Source organism: Thermobaculum sp. T2p (genome assembly GCF_059335935.1).
Window position 1 is genome coordinate 57,695 of sequence record NZ_JANZYQ010000002.1, and the last position, 19,959, is coordinate 77,653.

General features: G+C 59.4%; 17 protein-coding genes. 9 read left to right on the forward strand and 8 right to left on the reverse strand.

All coding sequences use genetic code 11. From position 1 onward, the window contains the following. The first annotated feature begins 3 nt into the window (after nt 1-3). From N2245_RS00760 to N2245_RS00770, 3 genes are read left to right on the forward strand one after another with little or no spacing between them, the layout of a single operon-like run. On the forward strand, nt 4-963 hold the full coding sequence (locus N2245_RS00760) for a carbohydrate ABC transporter permease (protein WP_494534823.1): 960 nt from the start codon (nt 4-6) through the stop codon (nt 961-963). Nucleotides 964-967: 4 nt separating this feature from the next. Then, nucleotides 968-1,816, forward strand: a complete 849-nt coding sequence (locus tag N2245_RS00765; protein WP_494534824.1) for a carbohydrate ABC transporter permease — start codon at nt 968-970, stop codon at nt 1,814-1,816. A gap of 8 nt (nt 1,817-1,824) precedes the next feature. After that, a complete protein-coding gene (locus N2245_RS00770; protein ID WP_494534825.1) occupies nt 1,825-3,111 on the forward strand; it encodes a glycoside hydrolase in 1,287 nt (428 codons plus the stop codon). 7 nt (nt 3,112-3,118) lie between these two features. Here N2245_RS00770 and N2245_RS00775 read toward each other — a convergent pair whose 3' ends face one another. Both N2245_RS00775 and N2245_RS00780 read right to left on the reverse strand, forming a co-directional pair. Beyond that, a complete protein-coding gene (locus tag N2245_RS00775; protein WP_494534826.1) occupies nt 3,119-4,465 on the reverse strand; it encodes a family 4 glycosyl hydrolase in 1,347 nt (448 codons plus the stop codon). Between the two features lie 25 nt (nt 4,466-4,490). Further along, nucleotides 4,491-6,227: a dihydroxy-acid dehydratase gene (locus N2245_RS00780; RefSeq protein ID WP_494534827.1), complete on the reverse strand. Its 1,737-nt coding sequence runs from the start codon at nt 6,225-6,227 to the stop codon at nt 4,491-4,493. Nucleotides 6,228-6,740: 513 nt separating this feature from the next. Between N2245_RS00780 and N2245_RS00785 the strand changes: the two genes are divergently transcribed. Next, nucleotides 6,741-6,935, forward strand: coding sequence for a hypothetical protein (locus N2245_RS00785; protein ID WP_494534828.1), 195 nt, complete (start codon nt 6,741-6,743; stop codon nt 6,933-6,935). Further along, nucleotides 6,932-8,152, forward strand: coding sequence for an MFS transporter (locus N2245_RS00790; protein ID WP_494534829.1), 1,221 nt, complete (start codon nt 6,932-6,934; stop codon nt 8,150-8,152). The genes N2245_RS00785 and N2245_RS00790 overlap by 4 nt, the downstream gene beginning before the upstream one ends. A gap of 30 nt (nt 8,153-8,182) precedes the next feature. Here N2245_RS00790 and N2245_RS00795 read toward each other — a convergent pair whose 3' ends face one another. Then, nucleotides 8,183-9,322, reverse strand: coding sequence for a Gfo/Idh/MocA family protein (locus tag N2245_RS00795; RefSeq protein WP_494534830.1), 1,140 nt, complete (start codon nt 9,320-9,322; stop codon nt 8,183-8,185). Nucleotides 9,323-9,487: 165 nt separating this feature from the next. Between N2245_RS00795 and N2245_RS00800 the strand changes: the two genes are divergently transcribed. From N2245_RS00800 to N2245_RS00815, 4 genes are all read left to right on the forward strand, one after another. Then, on the forward strand, nt 9,488-12,064 hold the full coding sequence (locus N2245_RS00800; protein ID WP_494534831.1) for a glycoside hydrolase family 38 N-terminal domain-containing protein: 2,577 nt from the start codon (nt 9,488-9,490) through the stop codon (nt 12,062-12,064). Nucleotides 12,065-12,455: 391 nt separating this feature from the next. Then, complete coding sequence (locus tag N2245_RS00805; protein WP_494534915.1) at nt 12,456-12,827, forward strand: iron chaperone; 372 nt, start codon at nt 12,456-12,458, stop codon at nt 12,825-12,827. 116 nt (nt 12,828-12,943) lie between these two features. Beyond that, complete coding sequence (locus N2245_RS00810) at nt 12,944-13,111, forward strand: VOC family protein (RefSeq protein WP_494534832.1); 168 nt, start codon at nt 12,944-12,946, stop codon at nt 13,109-13,111. A gap of 255 nt (nt 13,112-13,366) precedes the next feature. Continuing rightward, complete coding sequence (locus N2245_RS00815; RefSeq protein ID WP_494534833.1) at nt 13,367-13,660, forward strand: GYD domain-containing protein; 294 nt, start codon at nt 13,367-13,369, stop codon at nt 13,658-13,660. A 20-nt stretch (nt 13,661-13,680) separates the two neighbouring features. Here the strand turns inward: N2245_RS00815 and N2245_RS00820 are convergent, their stop codons facing one another. The 5 genes from N2245_RS00820 to N2245_RS00840 are packed head-to-tail and all read right to left on the reverse strand — an operon-like array spanning nt 13,681 to nt 19,957. Further along, nucleotides 13,681-16,479, reverse strand: a complete 2,799-nt coding sequence (locus tag N2245_RS00820) for a glycoside hydrolase family 2 protein (protein WP_494534834.1) — start codon at nt 16,477-16,479, stop codon at nt 13,681-13,683. Then, nucleotides 16,476-17,270 (reverse strand): DeoR/GlpR family DNA-binding transcription regulator, encoded by a 795-nt coding sequence (locus N2245_RS00825; protein ID WP_494534835.1) that lies wholly within the window; start codon nt 17,268-17,270, stop codon nt 16,476-16,478. The genes N2245_RS00820 and N2245_RS00825 overlap by 4 nt, the downstream gene beginning before the upstream one ends. Beyond that, on the reverse strand, nt 17,263-18,195 hold the full coding sequence (locus tag N2245_RS00830) for an ROK family protein (protein WP_494534836.1): 933 nt from the start codon (nt 18,193-18,195) through the stop codon (nt 17,263-17,265). The genes N2245_RS00825 and N2245_RS00830 overlap by 8 nt, the downstream gene beginning before the upstream one ends. Then, entirely contained in the window at nt 18,186-19,202 is a 1,017-nt protein-coding gene (locus N2245_RS00835; RefSeq protein ID WP_494534837.1) for a 1-phosphofructokinase family hexose kinase, read from the reverse strand. The genes N2245_RS00830 and N2245_RS00835 overlap by 10 nt, the downstream gene beginning before the upstream one ends. Next, the gene (locus N2245_RS00840; RefSeq protein ID WP_494534838.1) at nt 19,169-19,957 is read right to left on the reverse strand and encodes a glucose-6-phosphate isomerase family protein; all 789 of its coding nucleotides are present in this window, start codon (nt 19,955-19,957) and stop codon (nt 19,169-19,171) included. The genes N2245_RS00835 and N2245_RS00840 overlap by 34 nt, the downstream gene beginning before the upstream one ends. Nucleotides 19,958-19,959: the final 2 nt, after the last annotated feature.

Consider the following 19,959-nt stretch of genomic DNA (forward strand, 5'->3'; position numbering starts at 1 on the left):
ACGATGAGCACCTTACGTGGAGCCGGCACTGGCAGGGCCCTGGAACAAGCCTCAAAGAAGTCGTTAGGCCGAACGCTCAGCATAGGACCTGGAGGGTTGGCTAGACGGGAGGCCCTTACCGCCTACCTGGCACTGCTCCCCACCCTCCTTGGGATCGGAGTGCTGGTGTGGTACCCTTTCGTCAGCAGCTTCTACCATAGCTTCACCCATTGGGACGGCTACAACTCCAGCTGGGTGGGGCTCCACAACTACACCGATATCATCACCAACGGCGACCTGTGGATGCTGCTGCGGACCAACACCGTGTTCCTGCTGTCGGTGCCTGGCATACTGCTGATCTCACTGGTAGTGTCTGTGCTGCTGTACGAGCACGTCCCCGGCTGGTGGCTCTTCAGGTCGGTATACTACCTACCGACCATCCTGTCGGCCGTGGTGGTGGGCATCCTGATGAAGACCATGTTCTCTCCCATTGGCGCAGTGAACCAGTTGCTGAAGGCCCTTGGACTAGGCTTTCTAGCGACCGAGTGGCTTAGCTCCACGCCCACGGCCTTCATGGTGCTTATATTTGCCTTCTACTGGCAGACGCTTGGGCAGGGCGTGTTGATATTCCTCTCGGGCCTGGCCAATGTATCAACCGAGCTGTTTGAGGCCGCTAGGATCGATGGCGCCAGCTGGTGGCAGAGGTTCTGGAAGGTCACCCTGCCCCTGCTCGTGCCCACCATAGCTTACTTCGTGATCATCAACGTGATATGGATCTTCGTCGGCCTGTTCGCCCTGGTCTACACTGTCACGGGAGGCGGGCCTGGGTACTCCACTACGCCGATCGACTACATGATCTACCTGAAAGCTTTCCAGGCCGGGGACATGGGTTACGCCTCGGCGCTGGCGGTGATCCTGTTCGTGATCGTGGCGATCGTTTCAGGCGTGCAGCTAAGGATATTCGACAAACTCACTACGGAGTAGGTGGATGATCAGAGCAAGCGCTTTTCCCCGCGGGGAGAACTTCTGGAGATGGCTGATCTCCCTCGTGCTGGCAGCCGTGACGGTGATCGACCTGTACCCGATCTTCTTCATGGCGGTCAACACGGTCAAGACGAACGTCGAATACCTCACCGACCCCTTGGGGCTGCCAAGGCACTGGACCTATCTGGACAACTACGTGGGTATGTTCTACAGGTTCGATCTGCCGAGGCTGTTCTTCAACACCCTGATGTACATCCTGCTAGCCGCAGGACTGTCCTTGGCCATCTCCATCCCAGGCGCGTTCGCCCTGGCCAAGATGCGCTTCCCAGGGAGGGGGGCCTTGAGGATGGCGATCATCTCCACGCTCATAATCCCTACCATCACCTTCGTCATCCCCAACTACCTGCTGATGTCCAGGCTGGGGCTCGTGGATCACTACCTATCCGTCGTGTTGCTATGGGGGATCACTAGCGTGCCTGGGACGATCTTCCTGCTCAGCGCAACCATGCAGGGCATACCGAACGAGGTGCTGGAGGCGGCTAAAGTGGACGGCGCCGGCTTCCTGCAGACTATAACAAGATTGGTGGTACCCCTCAGCGTACCGGGCATCATCACCGTGCTCATATTCAACTGTACCGGCTGGTGGAACGACCTGCTCTTGCCGCTGATATTCCTACAGTCAGATAGCAAGATGACCATCACGGTTGCCGTGGCCACCATAGTTGGGAGGTACAGCAGCGACTACCCGCTGCTGATCACCGGCCTGCTGCTGGCGTCGGTCCCCCCGATGGTCATCTACATCTTGCTGCAGCGTTACATCAGGCAGGGGCTGGTGATAGGATCCATCAAGTAGGAGCTGAGATGGTAGCTGTAGATGTAAGAGTGGATCTGGAGTCCCAATATCAGGAGATAGATGGTTTCGGGGTCAACATCAACCCCGTCTCCCACTGGAGGAATGGCGAGCTGGCTCCTGTGCTAGATACTCTAGTGGAAGACCTGGGTGTTAGCATCTTCCGGCTAGACCCATACGGTACGACTGATTGGATAGATCCCACAGGTCAGACCGGCAAACGCGCGCTTGCACAGGCCAGCTACGAGAAGGCCTACACGTCGCCAGCCTTCAGTGACGCTTGGGAGACGGCCCGCTACCTAGCGCACAAGGGCGCGACGATCCTCTTGAACGTCAGTGGCAGGACACCCAGTTGGATGTGCGATGAGCGCGGCCGTCTTACGGACGTTGAGGCTTACTGCGACCTGCTGGTGTCGTTGGTGGATTGGGCTCGCAATAGGGAGAGACTGCCTATAAGTCTCTTCGGGCCCTTCAACGAGACGGACCTCGGCCTCCCAGAGGGCCCCAGCGCCGACCCACAGATCGTGGCAGAGGCAACTTCGCTCCTTGCCGTCAAGCTGCAGGATGCGGGACTGAGAGATGTCAAGCTGGTGGTGGCCGATCAAGGTAGGTACGACCTCGATTACCTTCAGGCCATAGCTCGGACGCCGACCGCATCCTACGCGGTCGGCGTGGCTGGCATGCACTGCTACTCCGATATACAGCTGGACGCGGTGGCGAGCTTCATCCAGGCCCAGGGCCTGCCGTGGAGGTACTGGTTGACCGAGTACGGGGATCTGGACCAGACTGGGGATAGGGAGTGGGAGGTGGCAGTTGCCTCCACTCGCCGCCTCCTACGAGGGCTTCAAGACGGCGTGCAGGCAGGGCTGGTGTGGGATGCCTACGACAACTACCACCGCCACGACGAGGCTTGGAGCATCTACGGGCTGCTGCGCACCGCCATGGGCAGGTACCTGCCCAAGAAGAGATACTACGCTGCCAAACAGGTCTACAGGTTCGTGCGCCCGGGGGCTCGCAGGGTGGCAACACACGTAGGTCATCCAGACCTAACCTGCCTGGCGTTCGTCAGCAAGGAAGACCTCACCCTGGTCGGCCTGAACGAGACGCGGGAGCACATATCGTTATGCCTCGAGGTCGAGGGCGCCGATGCCCCATCAACGCCCTGTGGGCGCTGCTCTGCCTTGGTGACCACCAGGGAGCTGAACTGCGAGACGCTGTACGAGTTCCCCTTCTCCGGGCAGCTGCGGCTGCACGTGCTGCCTGAGAGCATCTTCACCGTCACCTCCTGTGCCATATGAGGAAGCACTACTGGTAGTGCTTCCTCATGGCCTCGTGCTCCGGCATGGCCAGGATCTCCTCGACCAGCCTCACAGCCTGCTCTTCGGATCGGGTCCATGGATCCATGAGCACCAGCTGGCGCAACATCTCTAGGCTACCGATCTCATAGGCCGTAAGCTCCGTGTTGACCGGAGCCACCCGGTCGCGAGTTATGTGGTCGACGACGGGGCCTGGGAGGCCCTGGGTGGGCACGGGCTCCACGCCCCGCCTGCTGACGAGCAGTGGCACTTCCACGGCGAAATCCGTTGGTATACCCGGCACGAATTGGTGGGTGTTGGGCACGTTGCCTATGAGCACCCTGGGCACGTCAAAATATAGCGACTCCATCATCGGTACCATGACCTCGCCCGAATGTTGGGGAGGGAAGTGCTCAGTTAGCTTGGCGTCGGGGTTATTCGCCAGCAGGGACATCTGCCGGACCTTGCTCTCTCCCCATTGGAAATGGCGCTGCCACCAAGCTGCCGGATCCTCCCGCCAGCGCCTCTCGGTATCATCGCTTGTGTGGTACCACCAAGGCCAGGCTCCCCCTCCCGGGGTGCACGTGTCCCCTATAGGGAACACCCCGAACCTGCGGTAGAGGTCGATGGCCTTGGGCCCCAGATCATCGCTCCAGCCACAGGTCTCCCAATAGGTGGGAGCTTCCTGCGCTATCCAGTCCTCAAGGAGGGGGAACACGTCTCGACCTTCGTGATAGATATGCGTCAGCCAGACGTGGTGGTTCACTCCGGGCACCTGGAAGGTCAGCTTGTCCCTGTCAAGGTGGAGCACATCCGCCAAGTGGTACACGCCGGAGAACCCGTGACAAAGGCCGACCAGCTTCAATCTGGGGTACTTGCGTGCCAGGTAGGTTACGCCCGCGAGGACTGGATTGGCCACCAGCAAGCACCAGGCGTTGGGACAGAGGTCCAGGATATCTTCCGCCAACTCTTCGAAAAGCCTTAGCTGGTAGAAGTTGATCCAGAAGGCCTCGTCGTGCATCACATGGAGGCTGCCTCCAAAGCGGTAGCCTAGCTTGCGGGCGATCTCCCAGCCCGCGCGCAACCTGTGATGTCCAGCGGCCAGCGCGGTGTTCACCACGAAGTCCGCATCTGCGAGCGCCTGCCTGCGATCCGTGGTCTTCTCCAGTTGTAGCTGCGTGCCCACCTCCGCAGCGTACCTTCGGCAGAGGCTGTGCACCGTATCCAATCTTTCTTGATCAATATCCATGAACACGACAGTGCTACCGCTCAACCTGGGGGTCAAGCAGAGGTCGCGTATGAGGCTGAGGGAGAACACAGCACTACCCGCTCCTATGATAGTTATTCTCAGCGCCATCTCTCTCTCCTTCCGAGTATTCTTCTTATGATCTACCCACCACCGGCTCGACTATGCCCGGATAGTCCTGCGGAGCAAGCCTCAGGAAATCGAAATCGCAGCCCTCATCCGCCTGCAGGACGTGCTGCACGTAGAGCGAGGGGTACCCGCGCCGGTATCTAGGAGGAGGGGGCCTCCATTCCAGCCTGCGACGCTCCATCTCCTCGTCATCCAACAGCACAGACAGGCGGCGCGAGGAGACATCTATCTCGACTACGTCTCCGTCTCTCAGCAGCCCTAGTGGTCCACCTACCGCGGCCTCGGGACAGGCGTGTAACACTATCGTGCCCGAGCTGGTGCCGCTCATGCGCGCGTCGCTGATGCGCAGCATGTCCTTTATACCCCTCGATAGTATCTTGCGCGGTATGGGGATGGCCCCCCACTCGGGCATGCCTGGCCCACCGACCGGACCGGCATTACGTAGCACGAGCACGGAGGAAGGAGTTACTGGTAGGTTAGGATCATCTATCCTCTGGAGCATGTCCTCATAGCTCTCGAAGACCAGTGCAGGTCCAGTGTGTCGTAGCAGATCGGGCGACGCCGTACTGGTACGTAGGATAGCTCCCCTTGGTACGAGGTTACCATGGAGCACCGCTATACTGCCATCCTCATAGCGAGCAGATGCCAACGACCTAATAGTGTCTCCCTGCGGCTCTGGAGCTGACTCTAGGTTCTTGCCCAGAGTCTCACCGGTGACCGTCAGACAGTCCAACGAGAGCATGTGTTGGAGCTCGCGCATTAGCGCTGGCACTCCGCCCGCAGTATCAAAGTCGTCCATCAGCTTCTCGCCGGACGGCTCCACATCCACTAGCATTGGGATCCTACGAGCCACACTATCGAAATCTGCAACTTGCAGGTCGATCCCCAGCCTGCCAGCCAATGCTAGAAGGTGGATCACCGCGTTCGTGGAGCCCCCTATCGCCGAGTAGACGATCAATGCGTTCTCGAAAGCCTCCCGGGTCATGATGTCTGAGGGTTTTATCTGCCTTTTGACCAGATTCACGATCGCAAAGCCGCTCTTCTCGGCAGCCGCAAGCCTTCTGGCATCCACCGCTGGGATGGTGGAGGTACCAGGTAACATCATGCCCAACGCCTCGGACAGCACAGCCATCGTAGATGCGGTCCCCATAGTATTGCAGGTGCCGATGCTGGCCGAGTAGCGTGCTTCCAGCTCCTCGGAACTCGAACCGTCCACCTGCCCGAGCCTGTACTTATCCATGTACTCCCACAGGGCAACCCCAGATCCTAGCCTGTGCCCTCGCCAGCAGCCAGGGGTCTTAGGACCAGCGCATACCTGAATCGCCGGAAGGTTAGCGCTCGCAGCCGCCATCAGCTGAGCTGGTATGGTCTTGTCACAGCCTCCAAGCAGTACCACGCCATCTATCGGGTAGGACCTCAAGATCTCCTCGACCTCCATGGCTAGCAGGTTCCTGTAGAGCATGGCTGTGGGCTTCATCAGCTCCTCGCCCAAAGACATGGAGTTAAACTCCAGGGGGACCCCTCCAGCAGCTATCACTCCCCTCTTGACGGCTGCAGCCACTGCTCGTAATCCCAGATTGCAGTTGTTCAGCTCGCTCCAGGTGTTGGCGATGCCTATTATGGGCTTACCCTGAAAGAATTCTGGAGTCATCCCCAAAGTACGCAATACTGATCGGTGCTGTAGTCCTAACTCCCCCCGCACAGCAAACCAACGTTGGCTTCTTAGGCTCACTTCCCTCTCCATCCTGCGTGCCTGCATATTTGTATACAATTATACAAATATGCAGAAGGGATATCTACTGTTTGCCCGCGCAACAAGCGCTCGTGTGGGGCCTGAATTCAGCGGTCGTCACCCCGAGGACCTCGATGTCACGCAGAGCTACCTGCGCCCGATATACAGCGGGATCGTTGCGGGTCTTGTATTTATGTAAATCAGGCAGCTCGCAGGAGTGCTGTGGGATTGACCCCAATCGGCACGTACCCTAGAGCTGCCAAGGCGTGGCCGGGGCGAAAGCTGGTCGCGTGGGTTCACGTGCGACTTCATGAGGATGATAGTCCTCGGCTAGATCCCAGGGCTTGGCCCGTCGTGTGAGTATCTGGTTTGTTGCCTACCTAAGATGGTGATGTTTGACCTCGTGCCTGCTGACAAGCCCGAATTCGTCAGCAGGCAACCACGACATGCCGAACGGCCTCTCTTAGTCCGGGGGCTCCTTCGTCGTAGACGCTACAATCCTTTCCTCCAGGAGGTGTTATCCACGTGCGGCCAATGGTGGTTGCTGCGGCAACTATGCTGCTAGGTTTGCAGGGGCCTCCGAGATACCCACGTGAGGGCGCGATCGTGTCGGAGTTTCACACAGTAGCCGCCAGAGGCTACAATAGTCTTATTCATCATCCAAGTACTGGTGGTTTGGCTATCTCCGAAGAACTCTGGATGTCTACAGAGGTACCATGACGGTTGAGATGGGTGCTACAAGATTAGCTGCAGCGACTAGAGGAACATACGTTTCGTTCATCGTCAACGGTTTTGCTATAGCTAGCTGGGCTGCCCGCATCCCACAGGTAAGGGATCACTTCCACCTACGACCTGTGCAGCTTGGGCTGGTGTTGCTAGCTATTTCCCTGGGAACGTTCGTCACCCTCCCGTTGTCAGGTATGATCGTGCACCGATTTACCTCTAGGGCTACTGTGATCTTCATGAGCTTGCTAGCAGGAGCGGCACTAATTATCGTGTCTGCTGGCTATCTGGTAGGCCTGGTGCCCATGGTAGCGGGGTTGGTCCTCTTCGGTGTGGCTGTGGGAGCCTGGGATCCGGCTCAGAACGTGCAGGGTGCGGTCGTGGAGAGGCGACTGGGACGCGCTATCATGCCTCGCTTTCACGCCGCGTTCAGCGTGGGCACAGTCATAGGAGCCCTGGCTGGAGTAGCTGCGGTAGCCTTGAGCGTTCCTGTCCCCATACACCTCTTGCTCGTTGCTGTCGTGGTGGGCATGGTGGTCCCCATCGAGGCTAGGCATTTCCTCCAGGATATCGAGGAAGAGCCCAGTGTGCTCGATGGGGGGGCTGGCAGTCCTCTCGGGCGATGGCTCGAGCCTCGAACGCTCGCTATCGGTATGTTCGTGCTGGCCTTCGCGTTCACCGAGGGCGTGGGCACGGACTGGATTGCTGTGTCCCTGATCGATGGGTACGGGGCTCCCGCAGTTGTGGGCACCCTGGCCTACTCTGTCTTTCTAGCCGGTATGATGAACGCGCGCTGGTTCGGGGGGCTGCTCCTGGATCGCTACGGGCGGGTGGCCACGGTCAGGATCCTCGCCGTGGTGGCTATCGTTGGTGTGCTGTTGTGCGTGTCAAAGATCCACATCGGACTGGCTGTGTTCGGAGCCCTGTTATGGGGAGTGGGAGCTTCTCTGGGGTTCCCCACGGGCATGAGCGCGGCTGCAGACGAGCCGGCCGCAGCCGCAGGCAGAGTCAGCGTCGTGGCATCAGTGGGGTACCTGGCTTTCCTGGGAGGGCCCCCTACTATAGGCTTTCTGGGAGAACATCTCACGATATTGGGAGCTCTCGTGGCCGTCGTAGTTATGCTGGCAGCATCTATGTTGCTATCCGGTGCCCTTGCCCCAACCCCTTCTGACACCACAAAAGTTGTATTTCAGCACCCCGTCGACACGCCCTAGGGGTTGGCTCACACGTACGGCCATCCCGTGCTAATAACTGATGCCTTGGTGGAAGCTCACGCTTACCGGACTCCCCATGCGACATGACTCTAGCACGGCGTGTACTACCTCTACCTGCCGAAGACCGTCCAGGTGATTGGGCAGTGGTCCGTTGCCTCGCCAGGATACGGGCTCGTAGGTGTCTTCTGCAACGGCATCCAGGATGTATCTGACCAGCGCCATCAGGTCTCCCTCTCTAAAGTCCTCGCTTGCCAATGCCAACTCAGAGCCCTCTCCGGCCTCCAACCTCAGCTCTATGCCCTTGCTAGCCAGCTCTTGTTGGTACCTCTGGACTTCCTCCAAACGCGCTCCAGACAGTCGTACCCGCCAGATAGCTCTACACCCCTCTCCCGGCAGCTTGTGGTAGATCAAGGTCCCGTTGGTCCCTGTAAGGCAGAGCTCGAACTGTACCTGCCTGCCCAACCTCTTGACCCAGCTCCCGACCATCCTGGCGGTGACGCCTCCCTCCCAAGTGGCCAGCACATCGTAGAGGTCTGGGGTATATCGCAGCACTCGCTGCTGCTTCACCGCGTACACCACATCTGCTTCCCGTGGCGAGAGGTACCAGCGTAGCAGATCCACCACATGGCTCAACAGGAAGTGAGCTGGAGAGGAGCTACTAGCCCAATCTCTGGATCTGTCTCCCCACAGGCCAAGGGGCACGCTGATGTCGTCCTCCAGCGCCACCTCCACATGTACCACTTCCCCCAATAGCCCGCTCTCCACCAGCCTCTTGGTAGCTATATCCAAGGGTGATGCCCTGTTGGCGTAGTTCACGAACAGCTTAGGACCGTGCAACTCCACAGCCCTGTATATGGTGGCGGCATCCTCCAATGTGGTGGTCAGAGGCTTCTCCACGATAACATGCTTTACACCCGCCTCCACCGCCGCCAGCACGGGCCCGGTGTGCTGGGCGTCCGGAGTGGCTATGATCAACAGATCCAAAGGCATCTCCTCCAACATTCGCTGGTAGTCGGTGAAGGCCCTGGCCCCCACTCGTGCCGCGACCGGCTGCACTACGTCTCCCCGCACGTCACAGACGGCCACCACCTCCGTGCGAGGATCCACCTCCAACAACTCAAGATACCTTCTCCCTAGTATACCCAGGCCCACGATACCCACCGCTAGCACCAGTCATCACCTCGAAGTTAGCTAGAAGCAATATGAAGCATCAGGACCTGAGGTGTCAACACAGGTCCTGCAGAAGACTTAGCTGATTCGGCCTTGCGCTTCACATGTTCTGCCCTTCCAGTTACCATACTAGCTATAACGTTCGCGAAATCTGGAGGAGATGTCATGGGAGTGGAGGAGATTTATCTGATCCACCACAGCCATACAGATGTGGGATACACGCACGATCAGCCCATCGTATGGGAGTTGCACATCAGGTTCTTGGAGAGGGCTCTGGAGCTGTGCGAGGAATGGAAGGGCAGCGACGAGCCCCACGCCTTCAGGTGGACGGTAGAGAACACCGGCGTGCTGTTGCGGTGGCTTGAGCAGGCCTCGGACGAGCAGGTCGACAGGTTCCTGCAGTTGGTGCGAGCGGGAAACATCGAGGTGACGGCTATGCCCTACAATATCACCCCCCTCTACGACACCGACGAGCTCGTCGAGGGACTATTGCCCTTGCGACGCCTGCGGGAGCTGGGCATCCCTATCAAGTGTGCCATGCAGTCGGATGTCAATGGCCAGAACTGGCCGTTGGTGGACGTGCTATTGGAGGCTGGCATAGAGGCCTTCTCGATGGCCACCAACATCCACTTCGGGGGCTCACCCCTGCAGTGGCCCAACGCCTTCTGGTGGCGGGGTCCGAGCGGCAGGAGCATCCTGGCGTGGAACGGCTGGGATTACGGCTTCGCACATGAGGCCGGAATAGACCGTAGCCTTAGGGATCTACGAGATGTGTGGTGGCCAAGGATAGACGCCTGGTTGCGCGAGAGGGAGTACCCCCTGCCCGCACTCATGCTCCAACTCTATGATGCCTTCGGGGACAATGGACCTCCCAGTCCTACCGTCAGCCAGTTCGTTGCCAGGTGGAATCAGGAGGTGGGACATCCCGTGCTTAGGTTGGCATTGCCCTCCCAATGGTGGATGGAGGTTGCCAAGCACTCAGAGCTGCTGCCCACGTACGAGGGAGATTGGACAGACTACTGGAACTTTGGATGCGGCTCTTCTGCAAGAGAAACCGCCATTAACAGGGAGTCCAGGTCGAGGTTGCGGGCTGCCGATGCTGCCATGGCTCCTTTGGAGAATCCTCCCAAGAGGTGGTGGTCTCTGCGAGGGGAGGCTTGGAGGGCGGTGATGGTCTGGGACGAGCACACCTGGGGAGCAGATATCAGCGTGCGCCATCCCCAATCCGCAGACACAATCTCCCAGTGGCATCACAAAGCCCATCACGCCTACCAGGCTCGCAGTCTCTCGCTGTTGTTGGCCAGGGATGCCGTGGCCGAGCTCGCTCGTAAGGTTGCCAGAGACCAGGAGGATCTACTGTTGCTGTTCAACCCCTTGTCTTGGCCTAGGAAAGTGAGCGGCCCTCTCATGGGAACTCACCTCATGGCCAGGGGGAGGCCCGACGATCCCACCGCCGCTCGCCACTGGGCGGACAGGAACCTCCCTGACCAACAGGTAGTGCTCACCGGCCAAGTGGAGGTGCCTGCCTACGGCTACACGCTGGTGTCCGGTCGGCTGCTGAGTACCGAGTCGCCGGAGCAGACCTCAGAGGCGGTGGTGGAGACAGCAAGCCACAGGGTGGAGCTCGATCTCGACCGTGGAGGCATTCGCTCTTGGCAAGTCACTGGAGGGGGGCGTGAGATCGTCGACCAGCGCTCTTCCATGACGTTGGGTGGGTGGATACACGAGGTCCCCCTTATACCCCCAGAGCACAGTACCAACCCCCGCAGGGCGTTGTGGGCGCCTGTGGAGCGCAGGCTAGGGCTGGACAGAGGTTGGCAGCGTGGTTGGCGTGCAAAGCGCTCCGGGCCTGCGAAGTTGCTGGGGCACGAGGTGAGACGTTGGCCATCTGGAGTGATGGTTACCCAACGCTGGATGACTCCCTATGGAGGCGAATTGGTCTGGAGGCTATGGGTGCCGGAGTGGGAGGACTGGATCGAGCTAGCTGCCTACTGGGAGATGGGTATGGGGAGCGATCCCGAGGCCACGTACCTAGCGTTTCCCCTAGGGCTGACACATCCCATAGCCAGGGTCGACTTGGGGGGACAGGCAATAGAAGTAGATAGCATGCAGCTGCCTAGAGCATGCAGGGACTACTATACGGTTCAGGGTTGGGTGGACGTTGCTGGAGACGGGCATGGGGTGACGATAGCTTGTCCCGATGCTCCCATGGTCCAGCTGGGAGGCTTCACGTTCGCTAAGGATCAACAGAGGGTAGAGCTGGAGACTCCACTGGTGCTTGGGTGGGTAACCAACAACTACTGGGAGACCAACTTCCGCGCCCATCAGCCCGGACTTGTGGGGAGCAGATACAGGCTGATGCCCTATGAAGGGAGCTTCAATGAAGCTAGGGCACACATGTTTGGGTTGGAAACCTCCTGTCAGCTGCTGGCGCAGCCGCTGCGGGAGCCCACCGCGGGCACACTGCCAAGCTCGGGCACCTTCCTGCAGCTACCATCCCCTCCAGTGACCCCATTGCGCATTTGGAGGGATGAAGATAACTTGATGATAAGGCTGCACAACGCCTCCGACTCCCCACAAGAGGCAATGCTGGAGCCGGGGTTGCTCGTTATCCTGGGAGCCTATAAGTGCGACCTGTGGGGGCAGCCTCAGCAGGAGCTGCCCGTGATCCAAGAAAGGGTATCACTCCAGCTGCCACCTAGAGCGCTGGCTACCCTATCTCTACAGGTAACGTGGGGATAGACACAAAGTAGTTACGCGGACTCAGAACCGATCAAGGTGCTGGGTCCGCGTTTTATATGACCGGGACGAACTACTAGCTTATATGTTATGTAAATTTAATAGCTGTGGCTGCTATGCTCAAAGACGAGCCTTTGGAGTCCACCGTCCTTCCCAGCGACCGATGCAGTACCGCCAGCTCCGTAAGCTAACTAGGAATAGTTAATATGTTGTAAAAATGATCTAAACGACCGCGATTCAATATGTTTCTTTGTTAAAATGATCACGCCTTGTCTCGATACTCATGATGTCTGAGACGCAGGAAGAAACGGCCGATCAAGGTTGAACAAGCAAGGAGGTTCTAGTGAGTCCAAAGAAGAGTTCGAAGGGCTTTACAGAGGAAGAGATCGCTGCCATGAAGGAGCTCGCCTTAGAAAGAAAGGCTCCCGAGAAGGTGACGGGTGAAGAAGCGGTACTAGCTAAGATCGCGGAGATGCCAGAGCCGGATCGTACCATGGCCCAGCGGATCCACGCCATTATCAGAAGCACAGCTCCGATCCTTGAGCCCAGGACCTGGTACGGTATGCCCGCATACTCCAAGAACGGTAAGGTGCTATGTTATTTCACGCCAGCTTCCAAGTTCAACAGCAGGTATGCTACTTTCGGCTTCAACGACGTAGCTAACCTAGATGAGGGACACATGTGGCCGACAGCCTTTGCCCTAAAGGAGCTGACCGACGCTGAGGAGCAAAGGATTGCTGAGCTTATCAAGAGGGCCATCAGCTAGACGAGCCAAGCGCGCTTATAAAGCACCGCAAAGCCTAGAGCACCCAGGGCAGCAGGGTTCTACACAGGCATCTTCCCAGGGGCTCGAATACTGGGCGTCAGCCTGGAGACACCGACGTGGTGACGTTCGAGCTGGCCGGGCAGGAGTTCCAAGCGATCAACGGTGGATTCTTGTTCAAGTTCAACCCCTCGGTATCCTTCTTCCTAAACTTCGATCCCTCCACTGACCCACAAGCTCAGGAGCATCTAGATGCTCTATGGGAGGCGCTAGCAGACGGTGGGTAGGTGCTGATGCCCTTGGACGAGTACCCATATAGCAAGCGCTATGGCTGGGTGCAGGACCGCTATGGTGTATCCTGGCAGCTGATCCCCCGAACCCAGAGGGCGATGCCAGGCCTTATATAGTGCCCTGCTTGCTGCCGACCGGCAGCTTGGCTGGCAGGCACGTAGGACAAAGATGCTTTCATGTTATGTCGATTCGTGCTATAATCCCTCTCACTTAGAGGTTCGTGGGGAGATACCACGACAAGGGGGTGTGCTATGCCAGCTTACGTAGTACTTCTCAGGTTTACCGAAGAGGGAAGAAGAGGGATCAGGGACTTATCTGGCTTGGATACCGCCAAGCAAGCCTGCCAGCAGATGGGAGTGCAGTGGAAGGGTTGGTACATGACCTTTGGCCAATATGACGCAGTGCTCATACTGGAGGCCCCGGATGACGAGACGATCGCGAGGCTAGCTCTAGCACAGGCCACGCAAGGTACCACAGTCAGCGAGACTCTGAGGGCCTTCACCGAGGAAGAGTTCCGAGAGCTGGTAGGTGCCATCACATCTTGAACCCTCAGTAGGCTGCCAAGTTACAGCTGGCCTCCGTGGACGGGTGCCCTGGGTAGAGCCCAGATGTGCCCAAGGGAGAGCTCTGCCTTGGGATCGAACTCTTCGCCTGTGACGTACCCCAGGATCTGGTCCAGCAGGTAGACGGCCTCTGGATGGCACGGGTAGTCCGAGAGCAAGCGCAGGGTGGTCACGAAGAATTTACCTTTGCCCACCCGTGCTTCTATCATGTAGGCTAGCTTGCGGGCCCTATGCCAGTTGTCGATGACCTCCACGATCGGTTCCAGCTCCTGGGGCAACGACTCCAGCCCGAAGGCCTTGGCCCCCTCCACTAGGTGGTACCACTGCCAATCGGAGTGCCCCTCGTGGGGGAATTTGCGCATCAGGGGGTGGTCGGCCACGACTATGCCCATGGTAGTATTGGGCTGCGTTGGGAACCACAGGTACGTCCAGAAGAGAGATTCGAATCCTGTGGGGATCGCATCCTGTAGGTGGTCGTTCTCAGCAAGGTACAGGAGCGTGGCGCCGTTGTACATCTCCTCCACGTAGCGGACGTTGATCCTATCGGTGACGATGACCCCGGAGTGTTCTTGACGATGGGATATGGGCTCGAGTTGCTCGTAGTAGTCCGCAAGCCACTCTAGGCCGGGACTTAGACGTATCTTGGGACCTGTCCGCTGGGTGCGATGTGTGGGGAACACCCAAAAGTCCCACGAGTTGCTGACAGCAAAGTTGGAGGTCTTCAGGGTGGCCTGCAGCGTGAGCTTCCTAGGGCCGCCTTGCAGCTGCAAGGAGATTGTGCCTAACCTAGACAACGTGCCGGCAGGTACGTCCCCCACCGGCATCTGCCCAGCTGCGATTACCTCTTCCCCCGCAGCTAGGCGCCACAGCAGGTCGCCCGAGAGGTCTCCCCTCCCGTAGTGCGATACCATCAGCTCTGCTTGCAGCCAAGCGCCGTCGATGAAAGTGCGCCGAGGACAGGCACACAATAGCACGGTTTCAGCATTGAACTGCCGGAATTCCTCGGCGCTGAGATGCCCCTTAGGTTCCCAGAACACGTCCAACACGCCGTTGAGGGCGGTGCCCTGCCCGGGGAAGTCGGTGAGGTTGAGCATCTGTAGGCCGCATAGCTCGGGAGTCCTACGTATGCGCTCGAACTGCTCCTTGATACATATCGCCTGCAGATCGGCCGATGCTCGGTAGTAGGTCTCGGCCTTGTGAAGCAAGCCCTTAGATCGCAGGCTCTCTGCTGCCTGCAGCTCCCAGGAAGGCTCTATGACCCCAGTGTACATGGTGGCGCTGTCGAGCCGGGTGTACATGTCCATCTGGGTGTGCTCATGGGCTATGACAGGTAGCCTGCCCCCCGAGGAGCGAGCTGACCATGTGGTGGTGCTATCGGGAGAGGTACCTCGGAAGGACCGATAGGAGTTGATGTCGGTCTCACGCTCCGGCTCCTCCGGCAGGTGGCCGAAGCCGCTCTGGTCGAGGTAAAGCCTGGAAGGATCCAACTGCCTGCCCACCCTCACCAGCTCGTTGAGGAAGGGACTGTGTCTCTGGCTGGAGCCATGGGGTGACCTCTGGAGCAGCTCGTTGCCCATGCAGTGAATCACCAACGATGGGTGCCTCTGAAGGTGTAGCACGACTCGTTCTAGCTCCCGCCTGAGGAAGTCGCCGGCTCCCTCTAGGTAGCGGGGGTCGTTGCAGTTACCCCAGTTGGGCAGCTCATTCTGCACGAGCATCCCTACTTCGTCAGCGGCATCGTAGAAGGCATCGGATGGAGTCCAAGAGTGCAGCCTGACGTGGTTGAAGCCGTACTCCTTAGCGCGGCGAAATTGGTTTAGATATATCTCCTTGTCCTCGGGCGGATAGCCCGTGAGCGGGAATATACAGCAGTCCACGTAGCCCCTTAAGTACAGCGGCTCGCCGTTGAGGTACAACTGCTTGCCCCTTGCCTCAAGGCTGCGTAGGCCGAAGCGGGTGTGCACGGCATCTGCCCCCAGATCGGTCTCTAGCCGTATCTCTAGGTCGTACAAGAAAGGGTCGCGGTCGGACCACAGCTTGGCATCGGGGCCGAGTTGCAGCTGTAGCTCCACCCAGGACCCGCCAGCAGTTACCTCTACAGGCGACTCCGAGCGTGCGACCTCCTTCCCCTCAGCGGAAGCGCTCATCGACATCCTGCCCCGGGAGGGCCGCCGCGTAGCTAGATGAATCCTGCAGGTAACGGACCTGGCTGCGACATCAGGCAGTATCTGCAGAGCCTCTATCCAGCAGGAAGGTGTGGCTACAAGCCTCACGTTCCCCGTTATCCCTCCCCAGTTGGTGGCTGTGTGCCGTGAGTGGATGTGGCCTTCGTAGTTGAGGACGCCCTCCACCTTGTTGTTTACGCGGATCGCCACCAGGTTCGACTCCCCAGGCGATACGTGCTCGGTGACATCGAAGCGATGGGGGACACTCAGGGAGTCGCCCGAGCCCACCCAGCGACCGTTGACCCATAGATCCGTGATCCAGTTGACGCGATCCACCTGCAGCCAGAGAGTACTGCCCTGCCAGCTGCTAGGTACTTCCACCTCACGCACGTACCAAGCAGGGCCCTCGTAGCTCCGGCGCTTCGTCCATCCAACTATCTGCTCGGGAGGACGCTCACCGTAGCCTTGCTCCTCCCAGGAGCCGGGTATCCGGATGTTCCCTGGCCGGAGGGCTCGGTACCACTCCTGCTGCACCCCAACGCCATCTGGGTCGAGCGCAAAGCTCCACTCTCCATCCAGATCCAGCTTCTCGCGCGTGCGGGATGGTAGAAGCCCGGTCTTGGCAGCTCTACTCATACCAGCATCACCTCTATTCCTAGGTCTCTGAAGGGTTGTACGGCCTCTTCGGTGGCCGCCGTGTCGGTGATGAGGACGTCAACCCATTGGGTGGGACACATCAGCGCCGTGGCCACCACGCCCAGCTTGGTGTGGTCCGCGACCACGATGCGCTGTTTGGCATGCTCGATCAGAGCTCTGTTTACCGCGGCCTCTTCGGGATTCCAACAGGTGAGGCCCTTCTCGGCGTGGATGCCGTTGACTCCTATGAACACCTTGTCCACGAAGAACTCGCTGACCGCCTTGATCGTGAAGCTGCCCACGAGGGAGAACCAGCTACCTCGGAGGAAGCCGCCCGCCACGAACACCGTGAGGTCGTCGCGGTTAGCTAGCTCCATGGCGACGTTCACGGTCGTGGTGATCACCGTGATGCCCTTGCGGTGGCGCAGGCTGCGTGCCACCTGGGTGGTGGTCGTGCCCGGCGTGAGGGATATGGTCTCGTTGTCTGCTATAAGAGAGGCCGCTGCCAGGCCTATACGCCTCTTAGCCTCGCCCTCCTTGCGCACTTGCTCCTCGAAGGAGGAGTCGTGCAGGAAGGGTTCGTACAGCATGCGCTCGGCAAGCGATGCCCCGCCGTGCGTGCGGCGCAGCAGTCCTTCTCGCTCCAGCTCCGCCAGGTCACGACGGATCGTGGCCGGGGAAGCCCCCAACTCCTCCACCAACTCCTCTACGGTCACTTCAGACCTCTCAAGTAGCCGTTGCAGGATCTGCTCCTTGCGTAGCTGCGAGCCCTTGACCTTTATATCAGCCATCGTAACCTCCCATCACTAGCGCCACCGCCCCCAACAGCGCGGCATCATCTCCAAGCTCTGCACCCCTCACCTCCACCCTGCCCTTGGGATAGGTCCAAGCATGCCTGGCCACGTACTCCCTCACCTTGGGCAGTACCAGCTCTCCTCTCCCCATCACCCCTCCTCCCAGCACCACCACCTGGGGATCATAGGCGTGCACCAGGGTCACCACCCCACTTGCTAGGTACCTCACCCACCTTTCAAACACCCAGCAGGCCAACTCGTCTCCTCCCTCCACGGCTCCAAGCACACCCTCCACATCTACTTGCCTGCCCACAAGCCCTGATCCACAACCCCTCTCCAGATGCCTCCTCACCATCCCCACCAGCGCCGTGGCCGAGGCATACACCTCCCAGCAGCCCACGTTTCCGCACGAGCACAACTCCCCATCTACCTCTACCGTGAAGTGCCCTCCAAGGATCCCTGCCAGCCTACCGGAGCTCCTAAGCAGCTTGCCTCCACTTATCACCCCGGTGCCCACTCCCGTGCCTATCGTCACGCACACCACGTCCTCATACCCCTTCCCAGCCCCGTACACCCACTCCCCAAGGGCGTACACTCGAGCATCGTTGTCCACCTTGGTCGGTACCCCAAACACCTCCTGTAGGTAACCTCCCACACTGACCCCCTCTATGTCAGGGATCTTGCCGTTGAGCTGGAGGACGGTGCCCGTGGAGGTGTCTATCACCCCGGTAAAGCCCACCCCTATCCCCTCCAGGACCTCATCCCCCACAAGCTCCCTGCCTAGCTCCACGAGCCTCTCAAGCACGTGCTGGGCCCCAAGGTGCCCCTGAGTGGGCACAACTAGCCTCCTTATCACCTTACCCTCCCGACTGACCAACCCACTCTTGATCCTAGTACCCCCCACATCATACGCTAGGTACATCTCTCCATCACCCCCTCTTGCCTCGTCACCTCCCTCCACTCCACCAACGGCAGCATCGCCTCCACTTCGGCCAGCGGGCACGAGGGCACCTCGTACTTCCCAAGGTTCACGTGCGCCGCAGCTACCCCCCAACGGGCAGCTAACACTAAGTCCCCCGTACGTTCGTAGGCCCAGGCAAAAGCTCCCACCATGGCATCGCCACAGCCCACTGGGTTGATACCTTTGCCCCCAGGCAAGCATCTGGGCACCTGGGGCACGGGGATGTGCCAGGCCCGCCCCCCACAGACCAACAGCGCACCTCCTGCCGCCATGGATAGCAACAGCACCTCGACCCCATGCTGAGCCGCAAAAAGGGTGGCTTCGGTAACCCTATCCTGCATGTCGCCAGTGGATCTGCCCAGGAGCGCCTCGAATTCCTCGAGGTTGACTTTCACCATCCATGGCCTGCCGGCGAGCGCTATCTCCATAGGCCGGGAGTGGGAGTCGATGATCACCTTCTTGCCCATGGCGCGTGCCATCTCTATCGCCCGCAGGTACAGGTCCGGTGGCATCCCAGGGGGGAGGCTGCCCGAGAGCACCACCAGGGATGCTCGTGGGAGTTCCCTCTCCAACAGCTCCAGCAGCAGTACGTGCTCATGTCCCTTCAGTTGTGGTCCCTCATCGATTATCTCGGCGACTAGCCCAAGCTGCTTATCCACTACAACCACGGATGACCTGTTCTCGGCCTCTATCTCCACCGCCCGGTAGTCGATACCCTGTCGAGATGCCGCCCGCCGCCATCGCAGGCCGTTACCACCCCCTAGGACCACGATCGCGGTGCTGCTACCCCCCAGCTGCACGACCACGCCGCTGACGTGGGCTCCGGAGCCGCCAGCCTGATCGAAGCTTAGATGGCTGCGCAGAGTGGCCCCCGACTTGAATCCCGACACGACGTACACCCTATCGGTTGAGGTGTTGGGGGATACCGTCAGGATCATGCCTTCCAGGCCTCCATCAACCAGTCCCATAGCTCCCTGTGCTCCTGAGGCTTGGATACGTAGTCGTAGCATTTAGGGTGGGCCAACAGCGCCCTTACCATCGGCATCTCGGGGTCCAGGCAGGCTTGTCGTCTCCTGGGCACCTGTACCCTTCTGGGTGCGGGCGCCCGCAGGTAGCTCGGGTTGCGCTCGAAGGAGCCGTCGGCGAGGACGTAGTACGCAGTGCCACCCAGCTGCCTAAGAGGCTCGTAGATCAGGGTGGTATCCAGGGCATACACCGCCCCAAGCACCAAAGGACCGTTCCCCACGTTCACCACCACGTGTACCCATCCAGGCGGGATAGGTACCTTGTCGCCGGGTCCTACAGGTACCAATATCACCTGCGACACCTCCGGAGATGCTGTATCCTGTAGGTACATCAGCCCGCTACCGTACCAGAACTCGTACACCTCGGAGTAAGCCAGGTCGGTGCCCGGAGGGCAAGAGTGAACGTGCCCCTGGCTGCGCACCCACTCTCGCCCCACCTTACCAGCGTTGTACACCACCGCCCCCAGCCCGAGGCCGTGCTCCTCGAGGGCGCGCTGTCCCACCTGAATGTTCATATAAATGGTGTATAGGTGTTCTGGTCCCTCAGCATCAGGATCTAGCAGCATCTGTCGGATATCGTCTGTGCGGCGTACCTCCGCAGGATCACTTGTTATCCCCTCGCCGAAGGTCAGTCTCAGGCTCAGTGGGTCCAGGGATACCGGAAAACCCGCCATATGGGAAAGATCTATCAAAGACATGT

Excerpts from the sequence above, each read along its gene's own strand:
- N2245_RS00770 (WP_494534825.1), top strand. The coding sequence starts at position 1,825 with ATGGTAGCTGTAGATGTAAGAGTGGATCTGGAGTCCCAATATCAGGAG.
- N2245_RS00780 (WP_494534827.1), bottom strand. The coding sequence starts at position 6,227 with ATGGAGAGGGAAGTGAGCCTAAGAAGCCAACGTTGGTTTGCTGTGCGG.
- N2245_RS00760 (WP_494534823.1), top strand. The coding sequence starts at position 4 with ATGAGCACCTTACGTGGAGCCGGCACTGGCAGGGCCCTGGAACAAGCC.
- N2245_RS00825 (WP_494534835.1), bottom strand. The coding sequence starts at position 17,270 with ATGGCTGATATAAAGGTCAAGGGCTCGCAGCTACGCAAGGAGCAGATC.
- N2245_RS00835 (WP_494534837.1), bottom strand. The coding sequence starts at position 19,202 with ATGGGACTGGTTGATGGAGGCCTGGAAGGCATGATCCTGACGGTATCC.
- N2245_RS00800 (WP_494534831.1), top strand. The coding sequence starts at position 9,488 with ATGGGAGTGGAGGAGATTTATCTGATCCACCACAGCCATACAGATGTG.
- N2245_RS00765 (WP_494534824.1), top strand. The coding sequence starts at position 968 with ATGATCAGAGCAAGCGCTTTTCCCCGCGGGGAGAACTTCTGGAGATGG.
- N2245_RS00840 (WP_494534838.1), bottom strand. The coding sequence starts at position 19,957 with ATGTCTTTGATAGATCTTTCCCATATGGCGGGTTTTCCGGTATCCCTG.
- N2245_RS00805 (WP_494534915.1), top strand. The coding sequence starts at position 12,456 with ATGAAGGAGCTCGCCTTAGAAAGAAAGGCTCCCGAGAAGGTGACGGGT.
- N2245_RS00830 (WP_494534836.1), bottom strand. The coding sequence starts at position 18,195 with ATGTACCTAGCGTATGATGTGGGGGGTACTAGGATCAAGAGTGGGTTG.
- N2245_RS00815 (WP_494534833.1), top strand. The coding sequence starts at position 13,367 with ATGCCAGCTTACGTAGTACTTCTCAGGTTTACCGAAGAGGGAAGAAGA.
- N2245_RS00775 (WP_494534826.1), bottom strand. The coding sequence starts at position 4,465 with ATGGCGCTGAGAATAACTATCATAGGAGCGGGTAGTGCTGTGTTCTCC.
- N2245_RS00790 (WP_494534829.1), top strand. The coding sequence starts at position 6,932 with ATGACGGTTGAGATGGGTGCTACAAGATTAGCTGCAGCGACTAGAGGA.
- N2245_RS00820 (WP_494534834.1), bottom strand. The coding sequence starts at position 16,479 with ATGAGTAGAGCTGCCAAGACCGGGCTTCTACCATCCCGCACGCGCGAG.